The 13536-nt window shown below is 64.8% G+C and carries 11 protein-coding genes; 3 read left to right on the top strand and 8 right to left on the bottom strand.

From position 1 onward, the window contains the following. Position 1: 1 nt before the first annotated feature. Genes EJP69_RS25070 through EJP69_RS25090 form a run of 5 tightly spaced genes read right to left on the bottom strand, consistent with a single transcriptional unit; the run spans position 2 to position 5729 of the window. Positions 2-622 (bottom strand): HD domain-containing protein, encoded by a 621-nt coding sequence (locus tag EJP69_RS25070; protein ID WP_126472940.1) that lies wholly within the window; start codon positions 620-622, stop codon positions 2-4. Then, the gene (gene mltB / locus EJP69_RS25075; RefSeq protein ID WP_126472942.1) at positions 619-1743 is read right to left on the bottom strand and encodes a lytic murein transglycosylase B; all 1125 of its coding nucleotides are present in this window, start codon (positions 1741-1743) and stop codon (positions 619-621) included. Before mltB ends, EJP69_RS25070 begins: the two co-directional genes overlap by 4 nt. A gap of 53 nt (positions 1744-1796) precedes the next feature. After that, on the bottom strand, positions 1797-3821 hold the full coding sequence (locus EJP69_RS25080) for a transglutaminase TgpA family protein (protein ID WP_126472944.1): 2025 nt from the start codon (positions 3819-3821) through the stop codon (positions 1797-1799). Positions 3822-3834: 13 nt separating this feature from the next. Beyond that, positions 3835-4812 (bottom strand): DUF58 domain-containing protein, encoded by a 978-nt coding sequence (locus tag EJP69_RS25085; protein WP_126472946.1) that lies wholly within the window; start codon positions 4810-4812, stop codon positions 3835-3837. Next, a complete protein-coding gene (locus EJP69_RS25090) occupies positions 4809-5729 on the bottom strand; it encodes an AAA family ATPase (RefSeq protein WP_093203005.1) in 921 nt (306 codons plus the stop codon). Before EJP69_RS25090 ends, EJP69_RS25085 begins: the two co-directional genes overlap by 4 nt. A gap of 80 nt (positions 5730-5809) precedes the next feature. Between EJP69_RS25090 and EJP69_RS25095 the strand changes: the two genes are divergently transcribed. Both EJP69_RS25095 and EJP69_RS25100 read left to right on the top strand, forming a co-directional pair. Continuing rightward, positions 5810-6763: a histone deacetylase family protein gene (locus tag EJP69_RS25095; protein WP_126472948.1), complete on the top strand. Its 954-nt coding sequence runs from the start codon at positions 5810-5812 to the stop codon at positions 6761-6763. Between the two features lie 40 nt (positions 6764-6803). After that, the gene (locus tag EJP69_RS25100; protein WP_126472950.1) at positions 6804-8087 is read left to right on the top strand and encodes a mechanosensitive ion channel family protein; all 1284 of its coding nucleotides are present in this window, start codon (positions 6804-6806) and stop codon (positions 8085-8087) included. A gap of 328 nt (positions 8088-8415) precedes the next feature. Here EJP69_RS25100 and EJP69_RS25105 read toward each other — a convergent pair whose 3' ends face one another. Continuing rightward, positions 8416-8775, bottom strand: coding sequence for a hypothetical protein (locus tag EJP69_RS25105; RefSeq protein WP_019658698.1), 360 nt, complete (start codon positions 8773-8775; stop codon positions 8416-8418). A 1079-nt stretch (positions 8776-9854) separates the two neighbouring features. Between EJP69_RS25105 and tyrS the strand changes: the two genes are divergently transcribed. Beyond that, positions 9855-11177, top strand: a complete 1323-nt coding sequence (gene tyrS / locus EJP69_RS25110) for a tyrosine--tRNA ligase (protein WP_240652282.1) — start codon at positions 9855-9857, stop codon at positions 11175-11177. A 116-nt stretch (positions 11178-11293) separates the two neighbouring features. Here tyrS and EJP69_RS25115 read toward each other — a convergent pair whose 3' ends face one another. Then, the gene (locus EJP69_RS25115; RefSeq protein ID WP_126472952.1) at positions 11294-11683 is read right to left on the bottom strand and encodes a GNAT family N-acetyltransferase; all 390 of its coding nucleotides are present in this window, start codon (positions 11681-11683) and stop codon (positions 11294-11296) included. Between the two features lie 1137 nt (positions 11684-12820). Next, complete coding sequence (locus EJP69_RS25120) at positions 12821-13240, bottom strand: hypothetical protein (protein WP_126472954.1); 420 nt, start codon at positions 13238-13240, stop codon at positions 12821-12823. Between the last annotated feature and the right edge of the window lie 296 nt (positions 13241-13536).

The raw sequence follows: 13536 nt of genomic DNA on the forward strand, positions 1-13536 counted from the left end.
ATCAGCCTGAGATCGAGCGCTGCAGGTTCGCGCGCGCCCTTGCTTCCAGTTGCGCATGCATGCGCGGCGTGGCGTAGATGGCCTTGCGGTCGAGAAAGCGCTGCAGGATCGCGCGGCGGCGAGGCAGCCGCACTTCGTCGGGAACGAAGGCGTACTCGGCCTGCACCTGCCGCTCGTATTCGTCGAAGCGCGCGCGTTCGGCACCGAGGATCGACAGGTCGATGTCGATCAGCAGTTCGGCGTCGCGGCCCTGGGGCACGGCGTCGTGGCGCGTCGCCATGACGAGTGCGTGGACCCGATCCGCCGCCGCGGTGTCGACACCCGCATCGAGCAGCGCCCGGCGTGCCCAGTCCGCGCTGCGCGCCTCGTTGTCGTGCGCGTGCACGTCGTAGATCGCGTCATGGAACCACAGCGCGAGCGCGACTTCGCCGGGGCGCTCGGCCAGGGCCTTCTCGTGATCGAACCACGCGAGGCACTCGCCCAGGTGCTGCATCGTGTGGTAGTGGCGCTGCGGCTCGGCGTAGCGGCGCTGAAGCTCGTCGCAAAGAGCGTCGCCGGGCGATGCGACGCCCAGCGCATGCCATGCTGCGGCCCAGTTCGCGTGCAGCGCCTCGGGTGTCACCTTGCCGCCTGTTGCTGCTGCTCCATCGCCGCCTTGACCTCCTGCCCCAGGTCGAGCACGGACATGGCGTAGTAGCTGCTCCAGTTGTAGCGCGTGATCACGTAGAAGTTGCGCGTGCCGGCCACGTAGGTCGGCGGCATGTCGAGGCCGTTCTGCAGCTCGATCAGCGCGAACAGGCCCTTGTGGTTGATGCCGTCGCCCTCGGGCACCGCGCCGGCCGCCACGAAGCTGTCGGCGCTGAAGCTCGGCAGGATGTCGGGCGCCAGCAGCAGCGCCTTCTGCAGCCGGGCTTCCTCGAAGTGCACCGGGTAGATGGCCGGCATGCCGGGCGTCCAGCCGAAGGACTTGAAGTAGTTGGCCACCGAGCCGATCACGTCGGCCGGGTTGTTGACGAGGTCGATGCGGCTGTCGCCGTCGAAGTCGACCGCGTACTTGGCGATGCTGCTGGGCATGAACTGCGGCATGCCCATGGCGCCGGCGTAGCTGCCCACGGGCACGAGCGGGTCTTCGGCGGTGCGGCTTTCGGTGCTCAGGAAGCTTTCGAGCTCGCCGCGGAAGAAGGCCCGGCGGTCGGCCGCGCGCGGATGTGCATCGGGAAAGTCGAAGGAGAGCGTGGCCAGCGCGTCGATCACGCGGAAGTTGCCCATGTTGCGGCCGTAGATGGTCTCCACGCCGATGATGCCGACGATGATTTCCGGCGGCACGCCGTACACCTGCTCGGCGCGCGCCAGCGTGTCGGCATTGGCGCGCCAGAAGCGCACGCCGGCCGCGATGCGCACCGGGTCGATGAAGCGGCCGCGGTAGGTCTGCCAGTTCTTCACCGTGCCCACGGGGCCGGGCAGCATCAGGCGCGGCACGTTGGGCAGGAAGCGCGCACTGCCGATGGTGGCGCGCACCCATTCGCGGTCGAGGCCGCGGCGCTCGGCGACGTCGTCGGCGAACTGCATCGCGTCGTCGCGCGTGGCGTAGGGCGTGCTGCCGCGAACCGCGTTGGCCGCGGCGCTGCGGCCGTTGGGAGACTTCTGGGCCTGGGCCCCCGTGGACCAAGCGAGGCAGCAGGCGGCAAGGAGGGCTGCAGCCGCCGTGGCGGTGCGCGAAGGCTTGGGAAGAAGGAGTCGCATGGGCCCATTGTGCCGTCCGCCCGCGCGGCCCCTCTTCAGGGACACATGTGGTTTCAGCCCCTTGCAGGGTCGGCGCTGGGCCATGCGAGGCGCCGGAACTCCGCGCGCAGGGTGGAAAGCGAGTCGGGTGTGGCCGGTGCGTAGCGTTGCGCCTCGAGCTTGAGCAGCCAGTCGCGCACCGACTGCGCGGCCGGGCCGAATCGCGCGTCGGCGGCCTGCGCCATCTGTCGGGGCGGGGCGGTGTCGGGCAGCTTGAGGCCGGCCTTGGCCAGACGCGTGCGCGCCTGGCCCAGCAGGCGCAGCCACGGGTCGTGCCTGCTGCGCTCCCACAGCGTCCAGCCGGCGCCGGCCAGGCTGGCGGCCACCAGCAGGTACAGCAGCACGTAGCCCAGGTCTTCCAGGCTGGGAGCCTCGAAGCCGATGTTCTTCAGCAGGTTGAGCTGCCGGCTCTGCGTGTAGTTGAGCACCCACTGGTTCCAGCCGTTGTTCACGGCCTCCCAGACGGCGCGCAGGTTTTGCGCGAGCGTGGGGCTCATCGAGCCGATGGCGCCCGCGATCAGGCCGGGCTGCGGGGTCAGGCGCTGGAACTGGCCGATGCGCCCCGGCGCCACGGAGCCGGTGGGGTCCACGCGCATCCAGCCGGTGCCTTCCTGCCAGACCTCGGCCCAGGCGTGGGCGTCGCTCTGGCGCACGACCCAGTAGTTGTCGACGTTGTTGAGTTCGCCGCCCTGGTAGCCGGTGACGATGCGCGACGGAATGCCCAGGTTGCGCATCAGCACCACGAAGGCAGAGGCGATGTGCTCGCAGAAGCCTTCCTTGCGGTCGAACCAGAACTCGTCGGCCGTGTCGTTGCCATAGACGCCGGGCTCCAGCGTGTAGGTGTAGCCGCCGGTGCGCAGGCGGCGCAGGGCAGCCTGCACGAAGGCCTGCGTGTCGGCCTGGGCCAGCGCGGGGTCGGCGCGCATCTCTGCGGCGAGCGCCGTGGTGCGCGGGTTGGTGCCCGGCGGCAGCGTGAGATAGGCCTGCAGCTGGCCGCCGATGCGCTTGAGCGGGCCGCTCTGGAACTGCGTGTAGCTCTCGGCGCTGTAGCGCACGAGGTCGTTGATCGGGCGGCTGGCGAACCACTGCAGGTCGGGCGTGCCGCTGACCTCGAAGCCCGGCACCTCGGGCGGGCGCTGCGCGACGTCGAGGGTCAGCAGCCAGGGGCGGTTGCTGGCTTCGAGCGTGACCTCGTAGCGCACGGGCGAGCCGCTCACGCGCAGGTTGGAAGCCCACTGCGAGCCGCGCGCCCATGAGGGCAGGGTGGTCCACTCGCGGCCGTCGAACTGCGCCAGCACCGGTCCGCGGAAGTACATCTGACTCTGCGGCGGCGCCCGGCCGTCCTCGAACCTGATGCGCGCGGCGATGCGGTCGTCGAGCGCCAGCTCGGCAATCGTGCCCACGCGCATGCTGTTCGACAGGCCGCTGCGGCCCATCATGGCGTCGCTGGGCGTGCCCCACAGCGGCGCGAAGCGCGGGAACAGCAGGAACAGCGCGAGCATGATCGGCGCGCCCGCCAGCGCCATCCAGCCGGCGGTGCGCGCGGCCTGCATCAGCGGCGGCCGGCCCACCGGCATGTGGGCGTTGACCAGCGCCGTCAGCAGGCCCAGCAGCGCCAGCAGCATGGTGAAGGCCGTCAGCAGCGACTGCGAGTAGAAGAAGTTCGTGAGCATCGCGAAGAAGCCCAGGAAGAAGATGACGAAGGCGTCGCGCCGCGCGCGCAGTTCCAGCGTCTTGAGGGCAAGCAGGCTCACGATCAGCGTGACGCCCGCGTCGCGGCCCAGCAGCGTGCGGTGGGTGGCGTAGGTGGCGCCCAATATCAGGGCCAGCAGCGCAAGGCGCCACCACCGGCTGGGAAGCGGCCGCGCCTGCACGGCCAGCGAGGCGCGCCACAGCAGCACCATCGCGGTGAGGGCCGAGCACCACCACGGCAGGTTTTCGATCTGCGGCAGCAGGATCAGGCCGATCACGCAGAGAAGGAAAAGCGTGTCCCGCGCGTCGCGGGGCAGGGCGGCGAGTTCGCGCATCACTCTGTTCATGCGGCGCTCCCGTTCAGCACAGGGCCAGGGCCTCGAGGCAGGCCCGGCGGTGGGCCTCGCCCTGGGAGGGTTTCACGACCCGGCCGGCCACCCGCAGGCCGTAGTCGACGCCCAGCCGGTCGGCCATCAGCACCCAGGCGCACAGGCGCGAGAGGCGGCCTTCGGTATCCGCTAGGCCGGTGGCCTGCGCGTCGAGCCAGAGCTCTTCGCGCTGGGCCTGCTGGGTGTCGCGGCTGACCAGGTCTTCGGAGCCGGTTGCTTGTGCGCGCGCAGCCTTCTTCCAGACCACGAGCTTGAGCGGATCGCCGCGACGGTAGGCGCGCACGCCGTCGTACTCGCCGGCGCTGTGGGCGCGCATCGAGGCGGTCAGTGCGGCGGGGCCGGAGAGGGGCTCGCCCGGCGGCAGCGGCGGCGGATGGGCCTCGGGCGTCGGGTAGACCAGCATCTGCGCGGCCGGCCGCCAGACCGTCCACACGCGGAAGGTGCCCAGCGGAAAGCGCGTCTCGGCCGTGAGCGGCGGCACCGGGTGCAGTCCGCGCCGCTCGGGCTGGAAGGCGATCTCGACGGTGGAGGTTCCTTCGGCCGGCACGTCGGTCCAGGCCCATTGCCCGCTGCCGCGCACCGCCATGCCGATGCCGTAGCGCACCCGGCGCCTGGTGTTGTGCAGCACCACCCGGAAGACGGCGGCGGCGCCCGCGTAATGCGCCTCGGGCTGGACCATGTGCATCGCCAGCCCGCGCAGGGTGCCGTGGCACACATGCATGCCCACGGCCACGCTGCCGGCGAGCAGGAAGGTGAGCAGATAGCCCAGGTTGAGCTGGTAGTTGATCGAGGCGATGAGCAGCACCAGCAGCGTCGCGCCCAGCGTCCACCCGGCCCGCGTGGGCAGGATGTAGACGTTGCGCTGGGTGAGCTCCAGCGTGTCGGACGGGGGCCGGCGCGACAGGAACCAGCCGTCGATGCGCGAGCGGATGACGCCGACAGGGCTCACGGCAATGGCACGGCGGCGATCATCGCGCGCACCTGCTCGACGGCGCCGCGGCCTGCGTCGCCCACGGGCGTGAGGCGGTGCGCGATCGTCTGCGGCAGCACGGCCTGCACATCGTCGGGCGCGACGTAGTTGCGGTTGGCCAGCAGCGCCTGCGCCTTGGCGGCGCGCAGCACCGCGATGCCGGCGCGCGGCGACAGGCCCTGCAGGAACCAGCGGCCCGAGCGGGTGGCGGCGATCAGGTCCTGCACGTAGTTGAGCAGCGGATCGGCCGCGTGCACCTGCTGCACGCGCTGCTGCAGTGCTGTCAGCTCGCCGGCGGTCAGCATGGCGGGCAGGGTGGCCAGCATTTCGCGGCGGTCGACGCCCGCGAGCAGCTGGCGCTCGGCGGCGCGGTCGGGGTAGCCGAGCGAGATGCGCATCAGGAAGCGGTCGAGCTGCGACTCGGGCAGGGCGAAGGTGCCGAGCTGGTCCTGCGGGTTCTGGGTGGCGATCACGAAGAAGGGCGTGGGCAGCGGGCGGGTCTCGCCCTCGACCGTGACCTGCTTCTCCTCCATGGCCTCGAGCAGCGCGCTCTGGGTCTTGGGGCTGGCGCGGTTGATCTCGTCGGCCAGCAGCACCTGCGCGAAGATCGGCCCGGGGTGGAAGGTGAAGGCCTGCTGGCCCCGGTCGTAGATCGCCACGCCCGAGAGATCTCCCGGCATCAGGTCGGCGGTGAACTGCACGCGGGAGAACTGCAGCCCGAAGGTGTGCGAGAGCGCGTGGGCGAGGGTCGTCTTGCCCACGCCCGGCACGTCCTCGATCAGCAGGTGGCCGCCGGCCAGCAGGCAGGCCACGCAGTCGCGAACCTGGGCCTCCTTGCCCACGATCACCGTGTTAAGCTGAGTTAACAAAGTGGCTAGCTTTGCGGCAACGTCCATATTTGTATCCATATGCAAACGATACCGTAAGACCCGCCGGCCCCATGCTGCGTGAGGTCTAGACGTGGCGATAGAGACACATGGGCAAGACAGGCTACTTCACACACCGGGACTTCTGGAAGCACGACATGGGCGGAGGGCATCCCGAGTGCCCCGGCCGGCTGGATGCCATCGAGGACCGCCTGCTGCTCACCGGCGTGGGCGACGCGCTGGAGCACCGGGAGGTGCCGCTGGCCACGCTGGAGCAGCTCACCCGGGCGCACAGCACGGAGCACGTCGAGCACCTGGAGGCGCTGCACCAGCGCCTGGTGGCCGACGAGCCCGCCGGCGGCCCCGACCACGCGCAGCTCGACCCCGACACCACGCTCACCCGCTACACCCTGCTGGCCGCGCGCCGCGCCGCCGGCGCCGCGATCGCCGCCACCGATGCGGTGATCGCCGGCGACCTGGAAAACGCCTTCTGCTCGGTGCGCCCGCCCGGCCACCATGCCTGCCGGGAGCAGGCGATGGGCTTCTGCTTCTTCAACAACGTGGCCATCGCCGCGCGGCACGCCATCGAGGCGCACGGCATCGAGCGCGTGGCCATCGTCGATTTCGACGTGCACCACGGCAACGGCACCGAGGACATTCTTTCCAACGACCCGCGCGTGCTGATGGTGGGCTTCTTCCAGCATCCGTTCTACCCGTACAGCGGCACGAATCATCCGGCGCCGAACATGCTCAACCTACCGATCCCGGCCTACACCCGGGGCATGGACGTGCGCGAGATGATCGAGGCGACCTGGATGCCGCGGCTGGAGGAGTTCAAGCCGCAGATGATCTTCGTCAGCGCCGGCTTCGACGCGCACCGCGAGGATGACCTGGGCCAGCTGGGCCTCAACGAGAACGACTTCGCCTGGATCACGAGCCGCATTCACGATGTCGCTAAGCGGCATTCGAAGGGGCGCATCGTCTCGATGCTCGAAGGCGGCTACAACCTCGACGCACTGGCGCGCAGCGTGGAAGCCCACATCCGCGTGCTGGCTTCCCTGTGATGCAGCGGGCACGGCCGACGCCGGTGTCCTGTCCCGATAGATGAATTTCAACGATTTCCTCCAACGACTGAGCCAGGTCGACGCGCGCGGCCTGGGCATCGAACTGATCGCGCTGGTGGCCTGCGTGGCGCTGGCCTGGGCCATCTGCAAGTGGTTCGGCCGCGACCAGCCCAAGGATTCCATCTGGTTCGGCGAAAGCACCTTCGACGGGCTGCTGTTCCCGCTGCTGGCGCTGGTGTTCACCGATCTCGCCCGACGCGTGGTGATCGACTTCCAGACCGTGCTGGTGCTGCGCATCGCGGTCCCGGTGTTCCTGTCGCTGGCGGTCATCAGGCTGTTCGCGCGGGTGCTCAGGGCGGTGTTCCCGGCCTCCAATCTCGTCAGGCTGATAGAGCGCACGATCTCGTGGCTGGCCTGGATCGCGGCGGTGCTCTGGATCGTGGGGCTGCTGCCGCCGGTGCTGGCCGAACTCGACGACATCACGCTGGCCTTCGGCAAGACGCGCGTGAGCCTGCAGACCATCTTCCAGGGCGTGCTGTCGGCGGGCGTGGTGCTGATGATCTCGCTGTGGATCTCCAGCACCATCGAGAAACGCATCCTGCGCGAGGCCGTCACCGACCTGTCGATGCGCAAGGTGGCGTCGAACGCGGTGCGCGCCTTCCTGCTGCTGGTGGGCCTGCTGTTCGCGCTCTCGGCGGTGGGGGTCGACCTGACGGCGCTCTCCGTGCTGGGCGGCGCGCTCGGCGTGGGCCTGGGTTTCGGTCTGCAGAAACTCGCGGCCAACTACGTGAGCGGCTTCGTGATCCTGCTCGAGCGCTCCATCCGCATCGGCGACAACGTCAAGGTCGACACCTTCGAGGGCCGCATCACCGACATCAAGACGCGCTACACGCTCATCCGCGCGGGCAACGGGCGCGAAGCCATCGTGCCGAACGAATCGCTGATCACCAGCCGCGTGGAGAACCTCTCGCTGGCCGACCGCAAGTTCAACATCACGACCACCATCGTGGTCGGCTACGAGAGCGACGTGGCGCAGGTGCAGTCCATCCTGTGCGAGGCGGCCAAGGCCCAGCCGCGCGTGATGACCGACCCGGCTCCGGTGGCCTTCCTCATGAACTTCGCGCCCGACGGGCTGGAGTTCACGCTCAACTTCTGGGTGGCCGACCCGGACAAGGGCAAGGACAACCTGCGCTCGGCGATCAACATCGCGATCCTCGATGGGTTGCGGGGGGCGGGGATCGATATTCCTTATCCGCAGCGGGTGGTGCGGGTGGAGTCGCTGCCGGCCGGCGCGGCCCCTGCTGGCGAGGTCGCGGAAAAATAGGCGATCGAGGTTTCCCGTGTTCGCGCGCATTGGCCATTGCGCGTTGGAGGCAAGGATGTTCGTGGGTTGCGAATCGCTGCGTCATAGGGGGCTCTTCAGTGCGCCAAGCAATTCACAGGGGTTTCGGATGGCGTGCCTTTCACTTCCAGTCTGAGTGGATCGGCCATCCGACCGGGACCGGAGTCAGCGACCGACTGCTATGGGCCCGAAGCCGACATTCGATAGGGCAAAAAGCGGTCGCTCAAAAGTGCCTGCAACGCTGCCGCGCCGATCCGCCGAGGCATTGACTCGGCTGGCGGCTTAGCAAGTGCCTGTATTCCTTCGCGCACTACCTAGAGGACTGGCTTTGCCCGTTCAGTAGCGCAGCGACTCTTTCCGCACCAGCAGTGAACCCACGTTCCCACAATACATCACGGAGAGTGCCAAGGTATAACTTCTCCTCAACGAGCACTTCATATCCTGGAGGACTGGCGAACGCCCAACCATAGATAAGAAGCGAACCGGTTGGAATATCAATGCCGTCAACCTCGATGTCATACTCGTCCAAGCCTTCCGGATAGATGACACCAAACCCGCCATCGCTATTGCCGTAACTCAGCCGTCGCTCAGCAAAGTCCGCCAACTCCGAAAGCGTCGACCACTCTAGAATTACCTCTCTACATGCCGCGCTCGGCTCCGGGGCATCCATCTCTTTCCTCCTGTGAAATCGAACCATCAAAACGGATGGCTCCTTTTGGCCGATTTCTGCCTCGACGTCGTCAGCCTGCTTCGGCTGGTGGACAACCAACCAAAGGAACACGCTTTCTCAAACGAGGGCTCAGGGCTCAGAGTCATTCTCGATTCTTATGGAGTTCATTATTGCGGCAAGCGCTCTGACGTCGTCCTTGGTCGGGGACGCAAATGAAGCGTGGACGTCAGCCCATTTCCCACGCCGAGCAAACAACAAGTGCATGCTGAAATTGGTGCCTGTGCCAATTTCTGTCTGCAATCGCGAGAACGCCATCACCAACACCCCATTGGGCACGGTGTTAGCTCGTACCGAGTCGCTCACGATGTAGGGGTTTTTCAGAAGTCTCGGGAGAAAGCAAGCGTAGATATTTTCATCGGTGTCTGGACCAGCGCAACCTGGAGGTTCTACAAAGAAGGTGAGCTGAAGCCGGTCGGCCTTTCCGTAGTAAACCCGCTGTCGCCCGCCAGGCGGGGGAGCAGGGGCCGGTGATAGCTCAGGGGCTTCAAAGCGAATCCTCCACCCTTCACCGGGTACTCGAATAGTTTGCTCTTCCGCACAAGCCAGCGAACACGCTAGCAGGAAGAGAATAGTCAGAGAATTTGCAAGTGCCTTCATAGTTTTCCTCTTCCTCCGAGTTTTTATGCGATGAAGGCCAAAGGCTACCATTGGTTATTTCGCCAAGCGCACGTTGGTTGAGCGAGTTATTGTCGGCGGTCGTGAAGGTGCAACGTCTGCGCCTAGAAGCGAGTCCGCGCGGCCGAGGTCACGATGTCTGTATGGGCCAAGCGAACACCCGATGTGCGGCGAATTGGAGTGCGTCGGCCAATGACCGGACTTGGCCGCATAGTGCCGCATGGTAGACGGCCCGCGTCTTGCAAGGTACGATAACTCAATGGCCTTTCATTCGCACACCGCCGTCGCGTATTACGTCGCCCTCTCGTAGGCGGCAGGTTTGGTCATGAACTAACGATGCCGCCGCAAGGCGGCATTCGTACTTCTGACGGTCCTCCTTGTGGCATCAACTAAGGAGAGATTTGATGAATATGATTTCCAGCGCGCCAGCGGCACCGTGGGTGCCGCAATCCCCAGCCATGCGGGTGCTCACCGAGCGAGGCTACGTGAATCAAGGCACGTCCCTCGCTGGGCTAGATTCCACACTGAGTACTGGTTCGGTGCCCGTGTACGTCGGCTTCGACGCCACTGCTGACAGCCTGCATGTGGGGCACTTGCTGCCAGTTATGGCGCTTCGGCGACTCCAGCAGTGCGGCCACAAGCCCATCGTGCTGATGGGAGGCGGCACGACGCGCGTCGGTGACCCAAGTTTTCGCTCAGAGGCTCGGCCGATGCTGGACGACGAGCAGATTTCCACCAACGTTGCCGCTATTCGAGGAGTTTTTGAGCGCCTCCTGGCGTTCGGCGATGGCCCGAGTGATGCCGTCATGGTCAACAACGCCGATTGGTTGGACGGCCTTGGGTATATCGCCTTGCTTCGAGACGTCGGGCGTCATTTCTCCGTCAACCGAATGCTGTCTTTCGACAGTGTCCGGTCGCGCCTGGAGAAGCAGGAGAGCCTGAGCTTCCTCGAGTTCAACTACATGATTCTGCAGGCCTACGATTTTCTTGAGCTATCCCGGCGTTTTGGTTGCAAGGTACAGATGGGCGGCTCTGACCAGTGGGGGAACATCGTCAGCGGGGTTGACCTAGTACGACGGGTCGAGGGACACGAGGTCTTCGGGCTGACGGCTCCGCTGCTGACAACCTCGTCCGGTGCGAAGATGGGAAAGACGGCGTCTGGCGCCATCTGGCTGAACGCAGCGAGGTTGTCGCCTTTCGACTACTGGCAGTTCTGGCGCAACACAGAGGATGGCGATGTCGGGCGTTTCCTGCGTCTCTTTACCGACGTGTCCCTTGAGGAGATTGCGCGCCATGAGTCGCGGTGCGGAGCGGAGCTCAACGATGCGAAGGAACTGCTCGCGACAGAGGCGACTCGACTTGTCCACGGTGATGATGCTGCGGCGTCCGCCGCGGAGGCCGCTCGGGCCTCGTTGTCCGGAGGAAGCGCCGTGGACGGGCTGCAAAGACTGTCCGTCCAGTCCGATGAACTCGAGCTAGGAGTAACAGTGGTCGACCTCCTGGTACGTGCGAATCTGGCCTCATCCAAAGGAGATGCGCGTCGCTTGATTCAAGGGCGAGGAGTGAAACTGGACGGGGTGACCGTCGAGTCAGTCGATGCCACCATCGACTCAACACACTTCGAGACGGCTGACGCTGTACGCCTGTCGGTCGGACGAAAGCGGCACGTCGTCGTGGCCCTTGCAGGTGAGAGGTTTGGCGGCTCACACCTTCGCAATCAGCAATAGCGGCCGCTGTTTCTGTCGTCGCCGGCGGTATTCATCGGTCGAATTTGACCGACCGCCGCGACCGGCTCCTATTGGCCGGAGGCTACCTTCCACGCGGGACTTGTGTTCGTTGAGGGTCAGCGTCGCAGACGCTCCGTGGCGGTCGTTGAGATGGTGAACCCGAGCTTTCCGAAGAACTCGGCTGCGCCTTCTCTTCCGGCCCGAAGTACCCAGGTGATGCTTGGTTCCGAACCGAGAAGTCGTTCAACGAGTGCCTGCCCAATGCCTCGTCGCCGATACTGCTCGGCAACGACGACCATGGACACATATCCGTTGGAAATCCCGTCAGTAATCGCACGCGCGAACCCAACGATTTCGTCGTCTGCCACCGCAACTACCGCTCGCTGTGACCCCGAAATCACTCGCTTTAGGTCTTTTACCTCACCAACGCGATGTGCCCACCCGTTGGCTACGAGCAGGCGATAGAGTGCGTCTAAATCGGAAGTGGCAATGCTGCGAACCTGCATACGTCTGCCTCATGAAATTCAAGGATTGCGCGGGCGGAGCGAAGGTCCGCTGTTGGGCTGTGTGCTGACAGGCATCCGCCGGAGCAGATGGCTACAGCCGATTCTCTCGCAGCAATCCGATGAGCTCTCGTTGTTCAGTGAGCAGCTTCTTGCAGTCGTCGTTCATGGCCATCAATTGCTCGCCACTTAATGGCATCTCCTTCTCAAGTTCGTCCACCCATGACAGTGTCAACTGAGTACCGGCGCTGAGTGATCCCAGCCGAAGCATCAGACCCCTGGCTGTTCGGTTCGCATTCTTGACCTGGTCGCTGTAGGCTTCTCGCGCAGCAATGCCGAACAGGTAGCTGCATCGGATGGCACGACGGGAGTCTTCAAGCGTTGGATATCGAACCCTCTGCGAACAGCGCGGCTGACACAAACAGAAGGAATAAGAACGTGGAGATTCTCAAGATCATGGGACTGTGGTCTATGGCGCCTTGAGCGGTGCGATGGGACGTCTGGTTTTGGCCGACTGTAGCCGAAGGGAGGCTGGTTCCACAGGACTCCCAGCTGCCGTACGTCACGCTTCGAAGCGAACAGAAATCAACGTCGAAACCTGAGTGCTAGCCGATGCGCCAGCAGCGCCAAGGCGGACGTGATGCCGAAGCCTTGGACAAAGGTGAGTACGTCCCAATACCACCATTTATTTAAGAGACCGCAGTCGAGACAGCCTATGTGTAAAGGAAGGAGAAGAAAAGCCCGCAGTGTCGCGACCACCAACGCCCCACCCAAAACTCCCATCATGCAGACGAGGAACATAACCTTCCATGTCAGATTCTTTCGGAGCCGCCAAAGTACGGCGGCAGTGACCGGAATCAAGAAACTTCCGAATGGAAGAACATTGAATTGCAGAAAATCTCCTGTCGGCATGCTCGTCAGTCTTTTAGTTCATGCTCCGTCATTGGGGCCAATGGCAGGTGAGACGAAAAGTCCGGTTCTGGCCGACTGTAGTCGGTAAACCACCCTGCACAATCATCTGCGCAGCCTACCGTGGGCAGGCCTGACGCCAGGATGCTCTGTAGTTTGCGACGGCGCCTTTGGCCTTCGAATTGCTGCCCAGCAGCTTGACGCAGCATGAGGGCCTCATGTGCGTTGCTCCTACTTTCTTCGCAAGGTTTGGAGGACCGTGCCGCCGATGCAAAAGAACAGCAAGAGTACGGCACCAATGTAGGGACTAGCATTCGGTACAAGCCAAAGATGTATGGCGCTTGAGCCTGCAACTCCCAGCCCGAATCCCACTATCGGAGCGGCACCGTTTATTGCTCCAGCGGCAAGACCTACGCCCGCGCTTAGACAGAGGAGCGAGCCCGCTGCAACAATGGCCGTGCCTAGCGTGCCCCCAGGTCCATCTGCATCGTCAAACGCAAGCAAAATCCAGAAGCCGAGTACGAGTACCAAGATGACGGAAGCCAACCAGTACCCGGCAACAGGAAGCGCCCGTCCGGCAAGAAAAAAGAAGTAGAGGACCAAGCTCATGGCGGCGAGCAATGCGAGATACATGCCGACCACAGAACTCATAAAAAAGCTCCGCTTGCGCTACGAGTTTTGACAGAAGTCACGATATCGCTGGCTGTAGGGTGCTTTTTGAAACGACTGAACAACTGTCCCGGGTGTCTGCTTGCGGCCGTTTCCTGCTATCGAATGTTTAGTCAAGGGATGACGATTCGTTGCAAGAAAGCGGGATCCCAAAAATACGCAACTCGCGGACGCGGGTGAATCTGAAGCAAGTACCTCGACAACGTCCAAGCGTTGGGAGGCGGATCGTCGCTTTCCGGGCGATCGCGATACCAGCAGATCAGCGTGTCCGGTTTAAG

The sequence above is a fragment of the Variovorax gossypii genome, from assembly GCF_003965815.1.
Lineage (GTDB): Bacteria > Pseudomonadota > Gammaproteobacteria > Burkholderiales > Burkholderiaceae_C > Variovorax > Variovorax gossypii.